Raw genomic sequence first — 18,075 nt, forward strand, 5'->3', positions numbered from 1 at the left:
TAAACATGGTTAATACAGTGAAGTTAACAACTGGGGAAGCAATTGTTAGATTTTTGACTAAACAATATATTTCTATTGATGGAAAAGAGACAAGATTTGTTGAAGGTGTCATGAATATTTTTGGTCATGGTAATGTGCTTGGTTTAGGAGAAGGTCTATCAAATTATCAGAATGAATTAAAAATAATACAAGGTAAAAATGAACAAGGTATGGCGCATACAGCGATTGGCTTTAGCAAACAAAGTTTACGAAAAAAAGTATTTGCAGTGACAACATCTGTCGGTCCAGGTGCTGCTAACCTTGTAACGGCTGCAGGTACAGCGGCAGCAAATCATATACCAGTATTATTACTACCAGGAGATACATTTGCGACTCGTCAACCAGATCCAGTATTACAACAGATTGAAAATCCTCAAAGTATTGGTATTACTACAAATGATGCGTTAAAACCAATTTCGAGATATTTTGATCGCATAACAAGACCTGAGCAAATCATGTCAGCCTTAATTCGTGCATTTGAGGTCATGACAAATCCTCAAACAGCGGGTCCTGTGACATTAGCATTGAGTCAAGATGTTCAAGGAGAGTCATATGATTTTCCAGAAACATTTTTTGAAAAGCGTGTACATTATGTTGATAGGCAACAACCTTCGAACAGATCAATAGATTTAGCAGTCGAACTATTGAAGACAGCAAAAAAACCACTATTAATTGTTGGTGGTGGTGCTAAGTATTCGGAAGCTCAAGATTCTATAAAATCATTTATAGAAAAAACGAATATTCCTATTGCAGAAACTCAAGCAGGTAAATCTACAATAGAAGCCTCTCACCCACTAAATCTTGGTGGTCTAGGCGTTACAGGAAATTTAGCAGCTAATTTATATGCAAAAGAAGCTGATGTCATTATTGGTATTGGTACAAGGTATTCAGACTTTACAACTAGCTCAAAGACAGTAGCTAACTTTGAAAATGCGAAATTTATAAACATTAATGTTAATAGAGTCGATGCTTATAAATTAGATGCGATACAAGTAGTTGGAGACGCAAAAATATCAATTAGTTTATTGGATAAAGCATTAAGTGAATGTCAATTTAATACATTAGATGAAGTAAAGGATTTAAAAAATAAATGGTCAGAAGAAAGAGAAAGATTATCTCATGTAGATATTAATAAAAATAATTTTGAAGCTGAAATATCAGGTCATTTTAGTAAAGAAAAACTTAATCAATACGTTGAAGCATTACAAACGGAATTACCACAAACAAATGCGGTTATTAAAGTTAATGAAACAATTGATAATGATGCAATAATCGTTGCCGCTGCTGGATCTTTACCAGGAGACTTAGAAAGATTGTGGGAGACCGATATATTTAATACTTACAATATGGAATATGGTTATTCTACTATGGGGTACGAAATTGCAGCTGCACTTGGTACAAAAATAGCAAATCCCCAAAAAGAAGTATATGCATTAGTTGGTGATGGAAGTTTCTTAATGTTACATGCTGAATTAGTAACAGCATTGCAATATAACTATAAAATCAACATTGTATTATTTGATAACAGTGGATTTGGTTGTATCAACAATTTACAGATGGGTAATGGTAGTGAAAGTTTCTGTACTGAATTTAATGATTATAACGGTGAAGTCATGAATGTAGATTATAAGAAAATTGCAGAAGGATATGGTGCAGTTTCATACAAAGTTAATAGTCTTCAAGCGTTAGAAGATGCAATTAAAGATGCTAAAAAAGAAACAAAATCAACATTAATAGAAATAAAGACTTTACCTAAAACGATGACTGACGGATATGAATCATTCTGGAATGTTGGTGTATCCGAACATAGTGAAAAACCAAATATAAATACATCCTATCAAGAAAAGGTTCAAGCTTTGAAAAAAGCAAAACAATATTAAAGAGGAGATTCATAACATGGCAAAAATAAAAATTGGTCAAGTTGGTCTAGGTAGATTAGGAAAAGTGCATGCAGAAAACATTGTTAACCATGTAAAGGGTGCAGAATTATTCGCTGTTGCAAGTGTTGTTGAGCAAGAATTAGCATATGCCAAAGAAGAATTAGGAGTAAAAAATTGTTATACATCCTATTCAGAGATGATAGAAAACGACGAGCTTGAGGCAGTTGTAATTGTTTCACCGAGTGGATTTCATGCAGTTCAAATTTCACAAGCATTAGATAAAGGTTTGCATGTCTTTTCAGAAAAACCTATTGGACTTGAGTTAGATAATATCAAACAAGTTGTTGAAAAAATAAATAGTCACTCAGACAAAGTGTTTCAGTTAGGTTTTATGCGTAGATTTGATGATTCTTATCAATTTGCTAAAGACGTTGTTCAAAATGGTGAATTAGGCAAAATTACAGCAATGAGATGTTATGGAATTGATCCTAGTGCAGGGTTAGATAGCTTTATACAATTTGCGAAGAACAGTGCAAGTGGTGGCATATTTTTAGATATGTCGATTCATGATATTGATCTTGTACGTTGGTTTACAGGTTCAGAATTTAAAACTGTTTATTCACTAGGTAATAACATAGCAGCACCTGAATTAACCGAATGTGAAGAATTGGAAACAGGTGCATGTCTGGCAGAATTAGAAGATGGCACAATCGCATACTTATTAGCCGGAAGAAATGCACAACATGGATATCATGTTGAAACAGAAATTATAGGAACTGAAGGTATGATAAGAATCGGAAATGCACCTGAGAAAAACTTAGTTACAGTTTATGACAAAAACGGTGTCGTTAGACCAACTTCAGGTCATTTTCCTGAACGCTTTAAATTAGCATTTATTAATGAAATTAATGCATTTATAGAATCTATCAATAATAATGTTCCTTCATCAATAACAGGTATTGATGGATTAAAAAGTACAGAAGTTGCAATTGCAATGCAAGAATCTTATGAGAAGAAAACAATCATTACGTTATGAGGTGAAGTAAATGACTAGAAGTATTCGATACGCATGTGCACCGATAGCTTGGACAAATGATGATATGCCCGAACTAGGACGTGAAAATTCATTTGAACAATGTATTAGTGAAATGGCACTCTCTGGGTATGAAGGTACAGAAATTGGTAACAAGTACCCGAAAGATCCTGAAGTTTTGAAATCATATTTGGAACCAAGAGGACTATCTGTCGCAAGTGCATGGTTGAGTTTATATTTAACTTCGGAACCATATGAAGTAACAGAAGAAGCGTTTATAAAACATAGAGATTTTTTACATGCATTAGGCGCAAAAGTTATTGTTGTTTCAGAACAAGGCAATAGTATTCAAGGGGATTTAACTAAAGCATTATTTAAAGAAAAACCTATATTTACAGAACAAGAATGGCAATTATTAGTAGATGGTTTAGAGAAGTTAGGGCAATTAGCACACGAAAAAGATATGGAAATCGTATACCACCATCATATGGGTACAGGTGTACAAACGACAAAAGAAATAGATGAATTAATGGAAAGAACAAACAAAGATAATGTTTCTCTCTTATTTGATACAGGACACCTTGTCCTTTCTGGTGAAAACCCGATAGACATATTTGAAAGACATGAAGATAGGATAAAACATATTCACTTTAAAGATGTTAGACAAGATGTTAAAGAAGCTGTAGATAAAGAATGTAGTTGCTTCTTGGATGGTGTGAAAAAAGGTATGTTCACAGTACCTGGAGACGGTGTAATAGATTTTAAACCTATCTTAGATTTAATTTATAAATCTGATTACAGCGGATGGATTGTGGTTGAAGCTGAACAAGATCCAGCGATTGCAAATCCATTTATATATGCTAAAAAAGCAAAAGAATATATAGCACAATATCAATAAAATTTTAAACAAAATGGTATAGGAGTTAAGGACTCCTAAAGGGAGAGAATTATCATGAGTATGTTTGCAGCAATTTCGTTTATTTTAGTTGTTATATGTGTAGGTGTATATGCTTACTTACGGAGTAGAAAGATTGATACTCAAAATTCTGACGGTTTCTTTATGGGTGGTAGAAGTTTAACAGGTTTTACAATTGCTTCTACAATTATCATGACCAATTTATCTACAGAACAAATAGTTGGTCAAAATGGTCAAAGTTTCGTTGCGGGTATGGAAGTTATGGCATGGGAAGTAACATCATCAGTAGCCATTGTTATACTAGCACTTGTATTTTTACCTAGATATTTTAGGTATGGTGTTGATACAATATCAGATTTTATTGAAATGAGATTTGATACATTCACGAAACGACTCGTATCTTTATTATTCATATTTACTTATGTAGTTTCATTCTTACCAGTTGTATTATATTCTGGTGCACTTGTATTTAATAAAATTTTCAACGTAAGTGAAATGTTAAATATAAGTGATATGACTGCAGTTATTTTAATATCAACAGTCATAGGTCTTGTAGGAATTATATATTTGTTCATAGGCGGGTTATCTTTAAGTGCACATAGTGATTCTATCTATGGTGTCGGTTTAATTGTAGGTGGACTTGCTATACCAACATTAGGACTCATTATTTTCGGAGATGGAAGCTTCTTACATGGATTTGATAAAGTCGTTCAGAACACGCCAGAAAAGCTTAATTCACTAGGTGCAATTGATTCTAAAATAGTACCATGGCCAACGTTATTCTTTGGTATGTTCTTCAACAATTTATTCTTCTGGTGTACTAACCAAATGATTGTTCAAAAAGCACTTGCTGGTAAAAGTTTAAAAGAAGCACAAAAAGGTGCTATGTATGTTGGTACATTTAAAATTTTTGGTGCTTTATTCTTAGTATTTCCAGGTGTGTTGGCATTCAATATGTTAGGAGATAAAGTTACAAATCCTGATAATGCTTATCCAATGCTTGTTAATGAAGTATTACCGGAATGGGCATATGGTTTATTTGGAGCAGTTATTTTTGGTGCTATTCTAAGTTCATTTGTTGGATCTTTAAATAGTACAGCAACATTGTTCTCACTAGACTTTTATAAATCAATTATCAATAAAGAAGCAAACAATAAACAAGTATCAAGAATTGGAAGGTTGGTTACAGTACTAGTAGGTGTAATTGTTGTAATAATTGCACCAATGATTTCATTGTTCCCACAAGGTTTATATGCAGTTGTACAAGAGTTTAATGGTATTTATAATATGCCACTTTTGGTACTTGTACTTGTAGGATTTTTTGTTAAACGTACATCACAGCTTGGTGCTAAAGTGATGTTTATTTTACACATTTTATTGTATGCGCTTTCAAAAATTTTGATTACAGAAATACATTTCTTATATGTATTAAGTGTACTTTTCTTTGTAGATTTACTTATAGTGATGTTATTCAATAAATGGAAACCATCTGATGAGTTTGATTTCAGTGTAAATTACGCAAAAGTAGATATCACACCATGGAAATATAGATATTTAGTAGGTGGTATTATCATATTTGTAGTTATTGGCACATACGTATTATTCTCACCACTTGGATTAGCATAGGAGGAAGAAAGATATGACACTAACATTCGGCGTAATTGGAGCAGGTAGAATTGGCCAATTACATATAAACTATTTAAGAACACATAAAGATGTAAAGATTAAGTGGATTTCAGACTTATATTGCGACAAGATGGAAGATTGGATCAAAAAAGCAGGAATAGAAAATAAAACTAAGGACCATATGGATATTATTAATGATCCTGAGGTAGATGTAGTAGTAATATGTTCGCCTACAGATACGCATGTAGATATCATTAAAGAAGCTTGTGCAAAAGGAAAGCATATCTTCTGCGAGAAACCGATTAGTTTATCTATTGATGAAGCGAAAATTGCATTAGAAGCGGTAAAAGAAGCAAATGTGAAACTGCAAATGGGCTTTAATAGACGTTTTGATAAAAACTTCAAAGAGTTGAGAGATATTTTAAATAAAGGTGAACTTGGTAATATTCAAACATTAAGGATTACTTCAAGAGATCCAGAGCCACCACCAGTAGAATATATTAAACGCTCAGGTGGACTTTTCATGGATATGATGATTCATGACTTTGATATGGCAAGATATTTAATGCAATCTGAAATCACAGAAGTGTATGCAACTGGTGGAGCGCTGGTAAATCCAGACATTGCTCAATATGATGATATCGATACAGCACTTGTAACCCTTAAATTTGAAAATGGCTCAATGGCCATGATTGAAAACTGTAGAAGAAGTGTATATGGATATGATCAACGAGTTGAAGTATTAGGTGATAAAGGTGCAATTGATGTAGGTAATGAACAAACGACAACATTAAATTATCATCGAGCTGAAGGAATATCTAAAGACAATCCGCCATATTTCTTCTTAGAACGTTATAGTGACGCTTATAAAGTAGAAATGGATGGATTTATTGAAGCTATCTTAAATGACACTGATGTAATTTGCTCAATAGAAGACGGCTATAAAGCTCAAGAAATTGCTGTGAAATGTAAAGAGTCGCTACTTTCGAATGAACCTAAGTCATTAGTAAATAAACAATCAAAGACACTTTAAAAAAGGAAGGTGGAACGTTATAGAATGAATACATTTATACACAAAGCAAAGACAGAACATTATGCTATTCCACAAATTAATGTTAACGGATTAATATGGATTGAATGTATTTTAAAAATTGCTGAGAAAACACGTTCCCCCATTATTTTAGGAACGACAGATAAAATTATAGACTTTTTAGGTGGGTATGATTTTATCTGTAAAACAATCAGAAATAAAATAGAGTCAATGAATATAACAGTACCAGTAATTATACATCTAGATCACGGTTTAACTGTTGAAGGATGTAAGAAAGCAGTAGATGCTGGTTATGATTCAGTTATGTTTGATGGGTCTAAATTACCAATTGAAGAAAATATAGAACTTACCAAACAAGTAGTAGATTATGCACATAAAAATAATGTGATTGTAGAAGGTGAAGTTGGAGCAATTGGTGGAAACGAAGACGGTTTCATAGGAAATGTACAATATGCGAAGTTAGATGATTGTATAAACATAGCACAAAAAGCACATATAGACACATTGGCACCAGCACTCGGGTCAGTACACGGTAAATATAAAGGTGAACCTAATTTAGGATTTGAAGAAATGAAAGAAATTCAAGAAACGATTGATATACCTTTAGTATTACATGGTGCATCAGGTATATCAGACGAAGATTTAGTAAAAGCCATAAAATTAGGTCACGCAAAAATTAATTTTAATACCGAAATTAATATTGCGTGGAGTAATGAACTTAGAGAAGTATTAACTAATGATACGAGTTTATTTAATCCACAGCAAATCTTGAACCCAAGTAAAAAAGCAATCGAACAAACTGTCGAATCAATTATTTATAAATGCCAATCCAACGGCAAAGCATAGTTAATAAAATACAATATAAGTAAGAAGCTAGGACGTGAATAATCAATCGTCCTAGCTTTTTGTAATTTAAAATATTGAGATGAGAGATGTGCACTTGCTTCTAACGCTCAAGAGTCGAAAACAAGATTGTTAGCGCCCCAAAATCCAACTTAAATCCCAATCAAACCATTTTTACCTCATTCTACATATTGATTATATTTTTAATAATGAGTGCTGCGACGAATAAGATGATAATACTTGATACTCTATTCAAGATGATGATAAATTTACCTGATTTATCAAACATACCAACTTGTTTACCGCCTATAGCGAGTCCGAAGAACCAGAACCAAGAGATAAAAATCGTTGCAGCTGTGAATCCGACTTTTTCATACCCTGAATATAGTGATGCACTTGTACCGATAACACCGACTGTATCCATAATGGCGTGTGGATTCAGTAATGATACTGATAGTGCAAAGCTGATTTGTTTTTTAGCTGATATTGCTAAGTCTGAGCCATTGCTTGATGATTTTTCGTTCCATAACGTCCAAGCCATATACAATAGAAAAATTAATCCGACGATATATATGATTAATTGCAGTGATGGATAGTGATTTAAGATGAGTGATACACCAAACACTGCAAGTAATATGAGTAATGTGTCACATAGACCAGCTGTAATAACAACGGGTAAAGCTTTATTTAAGCTTTTATGATTTGCACCTTGATTAAAAACAAATATATTTTGAGCACCTAATGGTAAAATTAAACCGAGTGCTAATAAAAGACCGTGGATGACTGCTTGAAACATTTGATTGAACCTCCTTTTTGTATAGTATAAAAGAAATAAGCTACAATGAAATCATCCAGTATTAAATTCATGCCCAACCAGATTGGAGTTACATTGATGGAAAAACCTATCTACCAAAAAATTATAGATGATATGTTAAGAGATATTAATAATGGTCAATTAGAAGTTGGTATGAAAATACCTTCGCAAAGAGCTTTAACACAAAAGTATGGTGTAAATAGATCAACAATTGTACATGTTATTGATATTTTGAAAAGTTACGGCGTGCTTGAAAGTAAAGAAAGAAAAGGGATATACGTTTCGAAAAATAAATGGAATGAGTATGTGAGTAATAATTTAAATTGGCAAGATTATATAGGGAATAGTATTAACCAGAACAACCAATATTATATTAGAGAAATTAATAGATGCGAATTTATACCTGATATGGTGAGATTAGGGACGGGCGAACTTTCGCCAAAATTAATACCTAATGATGCATTTCATGAAATTATTTCTAAAGATTTAAGTCGTCAATTGACTTCAAATTATGAAGCACCTAAAGGAAATATTCAGTTGAGACAACAAGTTAAAGAACTTGTTAAAAAAAGAGGGATTGAGTGTAGTGTAGAAGAAATTTGTATTACTTCTGGAGCGTTACAAGGTCTGAAATTGATAGCTGATGGATTATTAATCCCCAAATCAAAAATTATCGTTGAAACACCTTCTTATATTAATTCAATTAGAACTTGGCACAAAATCCATTCCAAAATGATACCTTTATCAATTGATTATATAAGGAATAATATTCATGCGATTTTTAAAGAAGATGAAGATTACAGTAATAGTATATTTTATTGTAATCCTATTTTGCATAATCCTACATCACACACATATACATTGAAAGAAAAGGAACAAATTCTTGAACAGTGTAAAGCAAAGGGTATACCTGTTGTGGAAGATGATATTTATAGTGAGCTGTGGTTTGAAGGTTCGATTCCTAAATCTATGAAAGAGCTTGATACAAGTCATAATGTGCTGTATTTAGGAAGTCTATCTAAAACAGTTAGTCCAGGTCTTAGAATTGGATGGTTAATTGGTAACGAACGGGTCATTAATCATTTAGCAGACTTAAAAATGCAAAATGACTATGGTGCAAGTTCGATTTCTCAATTTATTGCTACTAAATGGTTGGCACATTACCATGAAGCGCATATTGAAGAAATTAAACGCAATTTAAAAAGACGCAAAGATATGATGGAAGATGCTTTAACAGAATCTTTCTCAGATATTGGTAGGTGGTCTAAAGTAGAAGGATCTTTCTATATTTGGTTCAGATTTAATGAAAGTATTGATTTAAAAAGGTTATTTAAACTGGCTTTAGAGGAAGGATTGCTCATTCATCCAGGGGAGATATATTCAGAAAAAGAAAAGCATAGTTTAAGATTTTCTTATTCATATATTGATGAACATGATATTAAAGAAAGTATTTATAAATTAAGAACGATCATCGATAAAGAAAACTTGTTAAATAAAAGAAAATCCTCGGACTCTTAAAATGAGTACGAGGATTGATTTTATTATTTGTTCACAATATAGTCCGGTGTATCACCTTGTAGTTTCTTAATTGTATTATTAGCGACGATTCTTGCCATTTCATCACGTGCTTCAAATGTAGCATTTCCGATGTGTGGTGTTATCACGACATTGTCCATTGTTTTAAGTGCATCTGTAATTTCTGGTTCGAATTCAAATACATCTAATGCAGCACCTTCGATTGTTTTAGATTGTAGAGCTTCAACTAAAGCTTGTTCATCTACAATAGGTCCACGAGATGCGTTAATAATATATGCTGTATCTTTCATTTTTTCAAATGTTTCTTTATTGAATAAATGATGTAAATCATCAGAATAGGCAGCATTAATTGTAATGAAATCTGCTTGTTCTAACATCTCATCAAGACTGACATAAGTAGCCCCTAATGAAGCTTCTTGTTCTGGCTTTCTATGTGGTCCGGTATATAGGATGTTCATGTCGAAACCTTTGGCACGTCTAGCAACAGCAGAACCTATTTCACCAAGCCCAACTATGCCGATAGTCTTACCGGAGACTTCCCTACCTCTAAAGAATAATGGTGCCCAACCGTTGAATCCTGTTGTTCTACAAAGCTGGTCGCCTTCAGCAATTCTTCTAGATACGGCAAGTAATATACCAATCGTTAAATCTGCTGTAGCATTTGTTGAAGCTTTCGGTGTATTTGTAACATCAATCCCTTTTTCTCTCGCATATTTAACGTCAATGTTATTGAAACCAGCACCATAATTTGCAATGATTTTTAAGTTTGGTGCTTGATCAATAATTTCTTTATCGATATTTGTAGATAGTGGACTAATAATCGCCTCTACATCTGTTACTTTTTGAAGTAAAGTATCTTTCGTAATTAATTGATCCCCTTCAAAGACTTCTACTTCAAAATGTTCTTGTAACATTTCTAATCCTTCTGTTGGAATTTCTCCAGTTATGAATACTTTATTCATGATGTAACCTCCTATAGAACTTTTCATCGTTTATATGATAATTATACCCTAATGCGCAAGTTTCCATTCACTGAATTTACGTACGATGACTTCAAAAGCAATGTGATACGGTAAGAAGCTGGAATAAGAAGTTTGGTTAAATAATTCTATCGGTGAACTATTAACGTATATATTGTAGCTCGCATTCTGAGCTAAATAGTTATCTTTCAATGTTGTAATAGAAATATAACTAATATTTCGTGTATGCATAATTTCGACGTTCTCTCTTAAGTGTGATGTTTCGCCTGATAATGAAATGATGAAAATTAAATCGTCTTTATTCATTTGATTCATAGCGATTTTAAGTTCATTCTCGTCATTAATAACCATTACTCTTTTATTGATAGAAAGAAAGTGTCGTTGAGCATCACGTGCGACGTTTAGTTGAGCGACACCTGTACCATATATGTAGATGTAAGGCGCTTGATTGATTTGTTCACTTATATAGTCATAGTCGATCATTTTTAAATGTTTCATAGTTTGTTGTAAATCTTGCTCTAAACTTTCAATGATATCTGTCGATGGGTTAGATGTTTGTCTATTTAATTTAATGTATGCTTTAAAATCACTATAACCATCAAAGCCAAGTTTACGAGCGAGTCGGTGAATAGAAGAAATTGAAGTGTGTGATATATCGGCTATTTCTTGTATTTTTAATCGATGAATCAAGTGAATATTTTGATTAATCATTTGTATGATATGTATATCGTTGTCATTAAGTTGTTGATAATGTTCATTAATCAGTTTATCCAAAACCATTATAATCCTCCATTCGAAGTGAAAAAATTTTCATGTTATGAAAATATAATCTAAGTTTACTATGTGATTTCTATTTACGTCAAACCTATTGGCAAATGTAAGCGCTTCCTATATTGTGGAGATAAATTGATGAGGAAAAGGGGTTAAAATATGAATGCAATTAAACGATTTGGTAGTGCTATGATTGTTCCGGTATTACTATTTGCATTTTTCGGTATTGTTGTAGGATTTGCAACATTATTTAAAAATCCAAATATTATGGGTTCAATAGCTGAAGATGGCACAATGTGGTTTAAAATTTGGAGTTTAATTGAAGCGGGTGGTTGGACAATATTCAACCATATGGAACTAGCGTTTGTGATTGGACTTCCAATCTCACTTGCTAAAAAAGCTCAAGGTAGAGCAACACTAGCAGCTTTAATGATTTATTTAGTATTTAACAATTTTATTAATGCAATTTTAACCCTTTGGCCAAAGACGTTCGGAGTAGATTTATCAAAGGGTGTTGAAAATTTAACGGGCGTAAAAGAAATAGCTGGTATTCCAACATTAGACACAAGTATCATTGGTGCAATCTTCATATCAGCAATCGTTATTTGGATACATAATCGTTTCTATGATAAGAAATTACCTGAAATGGTCGGAATTTTTCAAGGTCTACCATACGTTGTTATCATTGGATTCTTTGTTATGATCCCAATCGCTTTTATCGTATGTGCGGTATGGCCAACAGTTCAAGCAGGTATCGGTTCATTACAAGGTGTCATGTTGAAATCAGGATTTGTAGGAGTTTGGCTATTCCACTTCTTAGAAAGAATATTGATTCCTACAGGATTACATCATTTCATATACACACCATTTGAATATGGACCTGCAGCGGTCAATGGTGGACTGAAACCTTATTGGATTCAACACTTAACAGAATTCTCTAATTCTGCTAAATCTCTTAAAGAACTTTATCCATATGGATTCTTGTTACAAGGTAACATTAAAATATTTGGTTGTTTAGGTATTGCGTTAGCAATGTACGCTTCAACACCAAAAGAGAACAAGAAAAAAGTATTGGCATTAGTATTGCCAGCTGGATTAACAGCAATTTTCGCAGGTATTACAGAACCATTAGAATTTACATTCTTATTTATCGCACCTTACTTATTCTTAATTCATGCATTATTAGGTGCAACAATGGTTACAATTATGTACCTATTTGGAGTAGTAGGTATTCAAGGTGGTGGCGCGATAGAAATCGCGGCAATAAACTGGATTCCATTATTCTCTAACCACGGTATGACTTACGTTGCACAATTTATCATTGGTATCATCTTTGTTGTGATTTACTTCTTTGTATTTAAGTTTATTATTGAGAAGTTTAATGTACCATTACCTGGACGTGTACCTGATGATGGCGATGCTAAGCTTTATACGAAACAAGATTATAAGTCTAAGAAAGCAAGTGCTGATACACAAATGGATGACAATGCATCAGAATATGATACGAAAGCTATTTATTTCTTAGAAGGATTAGGTGGTAAAGACAATATTAAAGACGTTACAAATTGTGCGACACGATTAAGAGTAACGGTTAAAGATCCAAGTTTAGTGAAAGATAACGACTATTTCACACATAATCAAATGGCACATGGTGTAGCGAAAAGTGGTACAAATGTTCAAGTAATTGTGGGACTTAGTGTACCTCAAGTAAGAGATTCATTTGAAACGATGATATAAAAATATGGAGGTCATAAATAATGAAGAAATTTAACATAACAATAGCAGGTGGCGGAAGTACATTTACGCCAGGCATTATATTAATGTTACTGGATCATTTAGAAGATTTTCCGATTGATACGATTAAACTATACGACAATGATGGTGATAGACAACAAACCATTGCGGATGCTTGTGAAATATTACTTCATGAAAGAGCGCCTGGTGTTAAGTTACAGGCGAGTACGGACCCTAAAACAGCTTTTGAAAATGTAGATTTCGTTATGGCACACATACGTGTTGGTAAATATGCGATGAGAGAACAAGATGAGAAAATTCCATTGAAACACGGTGTCGTTGGGCAAGAAACATGTGGACCTGGTGGTATATCATATGGTATGCGTTCTATTACAGGCGTACTAGAAATTGTAGATTACATGGAACAATATTCACCAGATGCTTGGATGCTAAATTATTCAAATCCTGCTGCAATTGTAGCTGAAGCAACTCGAAAATTAAGACCTCATTCTAAAATTTTAAATATTTGCGATATGCCTATTGGTATTGAAGAACTAATGGCAACAAATATTGGGCTAAAATCTAGAAAAGAAATGGTTGTTAAATATTATGGTTTGAATCACTTCGGTTGGTGGACAGATATTAGAGATAAGTCAGGTAACGATTTAATGCCAAGTATCATTAAACATGTTGAACAATTTGGGTATTCGACTGACACGGGCAGTGATATTGAACAAGAAGCTAGTTGGAATGATACGTTCAAGAAAGCGCGTGATGTACAAGCGATTGATAAAGATACGTTACCTAACACATATTTAAAATATTACTTCTTCCCTGATTATGTTGTGGAACATTCAAATAAGGACTATACAAGAGCGAATGAAGTGATGGCAGGACGAGAAAAATTTGTGTTCGGTGAATGTCAAAAAATCATTGATCAAGGTACTGCTGAAGGAACGGAATTAACAATAGATGAACATGCATCTTATATCGTAGACTTAGCAAGAGCCATTGCTTTTAATACGAAAGAAAGAATGTTAATGATTGTTGAGAATAAAGGTGCCATTTCAAACTTTGAACCAACAGCGATGGTTGAAATTCCATGTTTAGTTGGTAGCGAAGGACCAGAACCTTTATCAGTTGGTGAAATACCAAGATTCCAAAAAAGTTTAATGGAACAACAAGTGGGTGTTGAGAAATTAACAGTTGAAGCTTATGAAGAACAATCTTATCAAAAACTATGGCAAGCACTAACGTTATCTCGCACAGTTCCGAGTGCATCAGTAGCTAAAAATATATTAGATGACCTCATTGAAGCAAATAAAGAATACTGGCCAGAATTGAAGTAGAATGATAATTGAATTACTATTTATAAGCGTGCAAGGCTTACGAGCCTTGCACGTTTTTCTTTGTCTTATATCTGTTTAAGAACAATATATCGTATATCGACTTTCTTTAATCGCAAACTTTTAAATGATATAATTAGCTGAAATGATATATATTTTTTATTTAAAAATATAAGGGAGCATATCTATGTATATAGAAAGAAAACCAACAATCAATTTAGCAGAATTAAAGAAGGAATTTACGAGTAATTTAGGTGAAATTGAATATGCGCAGTCTTCTGAACAAGCGCTAGAAGAGTTGTTTAATTTTGTAGAACTACAACATCAATATGCTGCAGCATTAGAAGAAATCGGGACAAAGTTGAAAATATTGGACGATGAATTCCAAGTTGCTTATAAACATAATCCAATTCATCATATGGAAAAGCGTGTTAAAGAATTTCCAAGTCTCATTAAGAAATTAAGACGAAAAGGATTTCCTTTAAATGCGAACTCAGCAAAAGAGAATATTCAAGATATCGCGGGAATAAGAGTTATTTGTAATTATCTAGAAGATGTCTATACAATTGAAAAATTATTACTTAGACAAGCTGACGTAAAATTATTAAAAAGAAAAGACTATATAGAAAATCCTAAAATGAATGGATATAAAAGTTTACATTTAGTTGTATCTATTCCAGTATTTTTAGCAGAAAGTGTTCAAGTAATACCTGTTGAAATTCAAATTCGAACAATTGGAATGGATATGTGGGCGAGTTTAGAACATAAATTAAGATATAAGAATTCCCATGTATCTACAGAACAATATGAAGAAAAGTTAAAAGAATGTTCAATAGAAATAACAAATGTAGAACGTAAAATGCAAGAAATGAATGATGAAATTTATCATGATACGAACAAAAGTATGATAAAAGTAGACGAAAATTAATACATTAGGCACAAAGTAGAGCAGAAATTTCTTAGATTTAAGGATATCTGCTCTTTTTTAATCATTTAGTATATAATAAATTAAAATCATTCAGGTAATAATATTGAGGAGTGAAAAAATGGAGAAAAACCTTAAAGTTGAAGCTTTTATGCAACGTGAAAAAAAGTGGAAAGATGAATTTGAACTATTAAGAGAAATTATACATGAATGTGATTTAGAAGAAGATTATAAATGGATGCACCCATGTTATACATTGAAAGGTAAAAATGTTGTATTGATACATGGATTTAAAGAATATTGTGCACTTTTATTTCATAAAGGTTCATTACTTAAAGATCCTGAAAAATTACTCATTCAACAAACGAAAAATGTTCAAGCAGCAAGACAATTGAGATTCACCAATGTAGATCAAATAAAAGAACAACGAGATATTGTTAAAGCATATGTTGAAGAAGCAATCGAGCTTGAAAAGTCATGTGCTAAAGTAGAATTAAAGAAAACAGAAGAATATGAAATGCCAGTTGAACTACAAGAACAACTAGATCATAATAGTAACTTAAAAGAAGCTTTTTATAATTTGACGCCAGGAAGACAACGCCAATATATTTACTATATTAGTCAAGCAAAGCGTCCGGAAACACGCGTTAGTCGAGTAGAAAAATATATTGATCATATATTGGACGGCAAAGGGTTAAATGATGAGTAAAGGTAATGAAAATATGAATGCTGTGATTGAAGAAATCGTGGAATTTATTAAGCGTTCTAACCATCAAATCATGATTAGAATTGGTGGACATGGTGGTTCAGGAAAAAGTACATTTTGTCAGGAATTAATACAATGTCTAGACCCTAAAGACTACAACTTGATTAGCACAGATACTTATATAGTAAATTCGAATTTAAGAAAACATACAAAGGCGAAATATATGTATAACGGTGTAGAGCATGAAGCGAAAGTAACTGCTTGTATGCCTGAAGCGCATAATGTTGGTATTCTAGAACGCGATATACGTGCTTTACATAATGGTATAGATATCATGACGATTGAAACACCATGGCAACAATCTGAACGTTTAGATGCGACAAAGAAAGTAACAATCTTAGAAGGTATGACTACTACATTTATAGATTCCAAATGGGTTGATTTATCTATCTACATTTATACGGATAATGAAACTGAGCTGAAAAGAAGATTTGACCGTGATGTTCATGTAAGAGGAATAGATATAGAATTTTTAAAGGCATCTCAAGATGAAAGACGTATTCAATTTGAATTATTTATGCATCCTCTTCTTGAAAATTTTGATATTGTCATTGATCATTCAAATGATTTGTTTAAAATACTGAAAAATCAATTAAATTAAACCTTTGTTTGATACATTTTGGAAATAGAATGATATAGTAAAAGTGTTAATTAATTTTAAGGGGGATTTTTTGTGGCAGATTCAGTAAAATTATTAAAAACACTTACAGATATTAATGGTATTTCGGGATTTGAGTATAATGTTAAAGCTAAAATGAAAGAATACTTAGAACCTGTAAGTGATGAAATTATTGAAGATAATCTAGGTGGTATTTTCGGTAAAAAGAACGCTAAAAATGGTTCTAAAACAATTTTAATAGCGGGCCACTTAGATGAAATAGGATTTATGGTTACGCGTATCGATGATGATGGTTACATTAAATTCACAACAATCGGTGGATGGTGGAACCAAGTTATGCTTTCACAAAAAGTAACGATTACAACAGATGAAGGTAAAGAAATCAGAGGTATTATTGGTTCTAAACCTCCACACGTGTTAAGTCCAGAAGAACGTAAAAAACCTGTCGACGTTAAAGAGATGTTTATTGATATAGGTGTTGATAATAAAGAAGCGGTTGAAGGTCTAGGCATTGAAATCGGCAATATGGTAACACCTTATTCTGAGTTCGAAACTTTAGGTGACGGTAACTACTTAACAGCAAAAGCATTCGACAACAGATTCGGTTGTGCGTTAAGTGTTGATGTATTAAACGAACTTAAAAACGATGAGCTTGGTATTAACTTAGTTTCAGGTGCAACTGTACAAGAAGAAGTTGGTTTACGTGGTGCGAAAGTTGCTGCTAACAAAATTAAGCCAGATTTATCTATCGCAGTGGACGTAGGTATTGCTTATGATACACCAGGTATGAAAGGTCAAGATCACGAAACGAAATTAGGTAACGGACCACTTGTATTGTTAATGGACGGTACGAATATCGGTCACGTTGGATTTAGAAAATTCATCAAAAACGTAGCAAAAGAAAAAGGCATTGATGTTCAATGGGATAATATAACAGGTGGCGGAACAGATGCAGGTAGTATTCACGTAGCAAACGAAGGTACACCAACAATCTCAATCGGCGTTCCATTACGTTATATGCACTCAAACGTATCAATCCTTCATAAAGAAGACTACTTAAACGCAGTAAAATTAGTAGCTGAAATCGTAAAAGCATTAAACGATGAAACAGTTAAAAATATTATGTGGTAAAAAATCGAAAAATGATTAAAAAGATATATCTTAAACAAGAGACAAATCAAATTGAATAACAATTT

At 32.7% G+C, this 18,075-nt stretch carries 16 protein-coding genes; 13 read left to right on the forward strand and 3 right to left on the reverse strand.

Annotation, left to right across the window (positions count from 1 at the left end):
* The first annotated feature begins 5 nt into the window (after positions 1–5).
* From iolD to fba, 6 genes are read left to right on the forward strand one after another with little or no spacing between them, the layout of a single operon-like run.
* The gene (gene iolD / locus LQ694_RS07360; protein ID WP_070372936.1) at positions 6–1,919 is read left to right on the forward strand and encodes a 3D-(3,5/4)-trihydroxycyclohexane-1,2-dione acylhydrolase (decyclizing); all 1,914 of its coding nucleotides are present in this window, start codon (positions 6–8) and stop codon (positions 1,917–1,919) included.
* Between the two features lie 16 nt (positions 1,920–1,935).
* Positions 1,936–2,955 (forward strand): Gfo/Idh/MocA family protein, encoded by a 1,020-nt coding sequence (locus LQ694_RS07365; RefSeq protein ID WP_058610991.1) that lies wholly within the window; start codon positions 1,936–1,938, stop codon positions 2,953–2,955.
* 10 nt (positions 2,956–2,965) lie between these two features.
* Entirely contained in the window at positions 2,966–3,850 is an 885-nt protein-coding gene (gene iolE / locus LQ694_RS07370) for a myo-inosose-2 dehydratase (RefSeq protein WP_096791010.1), read from the forward strand.
* Between the two features lie 54 nt (positions 3,851–3,904).
* Positions 3,905–5,494, forward strand: a complete 1,590-nt coding sequence (locus LQ694_RS07375) for a solute:sodium symporter family transporter (protein WP_096791011.1) — start codon at positions 3,905–3,907, stop codon at positions 5,492–5,494.
* A 13-nt stretch (positions 5,495–5,507) separates the two neighbouring features.
* On the forward strand, positions 5,508–6,527 hold the full coding sequence (gene iolG, locus LQ694_RS07380; RefSeq protein ID WP_058610994.1) for an inositol 2-dehydrogenase: 1,020 nt from the start codon (positions 5,508–5,510) through the stop codon (positions 6,525–6,527).
* Positions 6,528–6,551: 24 nt separating this feature from the next.
* Entirely contained in the window at positions 6,552–7,391 is an 840-nt protein-coding gene (gene fba, locus LQ694_RS07385; RefSeq protein ID WP_058610995.1) for a class II fructose-1,6-bisphosphate aldolase, read from the forward strand.
* A gap of 181 nt (positions 7,392–7,572) precedes the next feature.
* On the opposite strand, the gene LQ694_RS07390 is transcribed toward fba, so the two are convergent.
* Positions 7,573–8,184, reverse strand: coding sequence for a LysE/ArgO family amino acid transporter (locus tag LQ694_RS07390; protein WP_058610996.1), 612 nt, complete (start codon positions 8,182–8,184; stop codon positions 7,573–7,575).
* A 96-nt stretch (positions 8,185–8,280) separates the two neighbouring features.
* Between LQ694_RS07390 and LQ694_RS07395 the strand changes: the two genes are divergently transcribed.
* Positions 8,281–9,720, forward strand: coding sequence for an aminotransferase-like domain-containing protein (locus tag LQ694_RS07395; RefSeq protein ID WP_204190454.1), 1,440 nt, complete (start codon positions 8,281–8,283; stop codon positions 9,718–9,720).
* Positions 9,721–9,743: 23 nt separating this feature from the next.
* On the opposite strand, the gene LQ694_RS07400 is transcribed toward LQ694_RS07395, so the two are convergent.
* Both LQ694_RS07400 and LQ694_RS07405 read right to left on the reverse strand, forming a co-directional pair.
* Complete coding sequence (locus LQ694_RS07400; RefSeq protein ID WP_065380896.1) at positions 9,744–10,700, reverse strand: 2-hydroxyacid dehydrogenase family protein; 957 nt, start codon at positions 10,698–10,700, stop codon at positions 9,744–9,746.
* A gap of 48 nt (positions 10,701–10,748) precedes the next feature.
* Positions 10,749–11,498 (reverse strand): MurR/RpiR family transcriptional regulator, encoded by a 750-nt coding sequence (locus LQ694_RS07405; RefSeq protein WP_058610999.1) that lies wholly within the window; start codon positions 11,496–11,498, stop codon positions 10,749–10,751.
* A 150-nt stretch (positions 11,499–11,648) separates the two neighbouring features.
* Between LQ694_RS07405 and LQ694_RS07410 the strand changes: the two genes are divergently transcribed.
* The 6 genes from LQ694_RS07410 to LQ694_RS07435 all read left to right on the forward strand — a co-directional run bounded on the left by LQ694_RS07410 (position 11,649) and on the right by LQ694_RS07435 (position 18,010).
* Positions 11,649–13,226, forward strand: a complete 1,578-nt coding sequence (locus LQ694_RS07410) for an alpha-glucoside-specific PTS transporter subunit IIBC (RefSeq protein WP_025904420.1) — start codon at positions 11,649–11,651, stop codon at positions 13,224–13,226.
* A gap of 20 nt (positions 13,227–13,246) precedes the next feature.
* A complete protein-coding gene (locus LQ694_RS07415; RefSeq protein ID WP_135015440.1) occupies positions 13,247–14,572 on the forward strand; it encodes a 6-phospho-alpha-glucosidase in 1,326 nt (441 codons plus the stop codon).
* A 184-nt stretch (positions 14,573–14,756) separates the two neighbouring features.
* Complete coding sequence (locus LQ694_RS07420) at positions 14,757–15,497, forward strand: GTP pyrophosphokinase (protein WP_058591781.1); 741 nt, start codon at positions 14,757–14,759, stop codon at positions 15,495–15,497.
* A 118-nt stretch (positions 15,498–15,615) separates the two neighbouring features.
* Positions 15,616–16,203, forward strand: coding sequence for a YdeI/OmpD-associated family protein (locus LQ694_RS07425; RefSeq protein ID WP_218696938.1), 588 nt, complete (start codon positions 15,616–15,618; stop codon positions 16,201–16,203).
* Entirely contained in the window at positions 16,196–16,861 is a 666-nt protein-coding gene (locus LQ694_RS07430; protein WP_231401429.1) for a uridine kinase family protein, read from the forward strand. Before LQ694_RS07425 ends, LQ694_RS07430 begins: the two co-directional genes overlap by 8 nt.
* 72 nt (positions 16,862–16,933) lie before the next feature.
* On the forward strand, positions 16,934–18,010 hold the full coding sequence (locus LQ694_RS07435; RefSeq protein ID WP_058611002.1) for a M42 family metallopeptidase: 1,077 nt from the start codon (positions 16,934–16,936) through the stop codon (positions 18,008–18,010).
* Positions 18,011–18,075: the final 65 nt, after the last annotated feature.

The sequence above is a fragment of the Mammaliicoccus sp. P-M58 genome (assembly GCF_022386165.1).
Classification (GTDB): Bacteria; Bacillota; Bacilli; order Staphylococcales; family Staphylococcaceae; genus Mammaliicoccus; species Mammaliicoccus sciuri.

Bases quoted from the DNA above. Each gene is read 5' to 3' on its own strand.
- iolD (WP_070372936.1), top strand. From the start codon at position 6: ATGGTTAATACAGTGAAGTTAACAACTGGGGAAGCAATTGTTAGATTT.
- LQ694_RS07365 (WP_058610991.1), top strand. From the start codon at position 1,936: ATGGCAAAAATAAAAATTGGTCAAGTTGGTCTAGGTAGATTAGGAAAA.
- iolE (WP_096791010.1), top strand. From the start codon at position 2,966: ATGACTAGAAGTATTCGATACGCATGTGCACCGATAGCTTGGACAAAT.
- LQ694_RS07375 (WP_096791011.1), top strand. From the start codon at position 3,905: ATGAGTATGTTTGCAGCAATTTCGTTTATTTTAGTTGTTATATGTGTA.
- iolG (WP_058610994.1), top strand. From the start codon at position 5,508: ATGACACTAACATTCGGCGTAATTGGAGCAGGTAGAATTGGCCAATTA.
- fba (WP_058610995.1), top strand. From the start codon at position 6,552: ATGAATACATTTATACACAAAGCAAAGACAGAACATTATGCTATTCCA.
- LQ694_RS07390 (WP_058610996.1), bottom strand. From the start codon at position 8,184: ATGTTTCAAGCAGTCATCCACGGTCTTTTATTAGCACTCGGTTTAATT.
- LQ694_RS07395 (WP_204190454.1), top strand. From the start codon at position 8,281: ATGGAAAAACCTATCTACCAAAAAATTATAGATGATATGTTAAGAGAT.
- LQ694_RS07400 (WP_065380896.1), bottom strand. From the start codon at position 10,700: ATGAATAAAGTATTCATAACTGGAGAAATTCCAACAGAAGGATTAGAA.
- LQ694_RS07405 (WP_058610999.1), bottom strand. From the start codon at position 11,498: ATGGTTTTGGATAAACTGATTAATGAACATTATCAACAACTTAATGAC.
- LQ694_RS07410 (WP_025904420.1), top strand. From the start codon at position 11,649: ATGAATGCAATTAAACGATTTGGTAGTGCTATGATTGTTCCGGTATTA.
- LQ694_RS07415 (WP_135015440.1), top strand. From the start codon at position 13,247: ATGAAGAAATTTAACATAACAATAGCAGGTGGCGGAAGTACATTTACG.
- LQ694_RS07420 (WP_058591781.1), top strand. From the start codon at position 14,757: ATGTATATAGAAAGAAAACCAACAATCAATTTAGCAGAATTAAAGAAG.
- LQ694_RS07425 (WP_218696938.1), top strand. From the start codon at position 15,616: ATGGAGAAAAACCTTAAAGTTGAAGCTTTTATGCAACGTGAAAAAAAG.
- LQ694_RS07430 (WP_231401429.1), top strand. From the start codon at position 16,196: ATGAGTAAAGGTAATGAAAATATGAATGCTGTGATTGAAGAAATCGTG.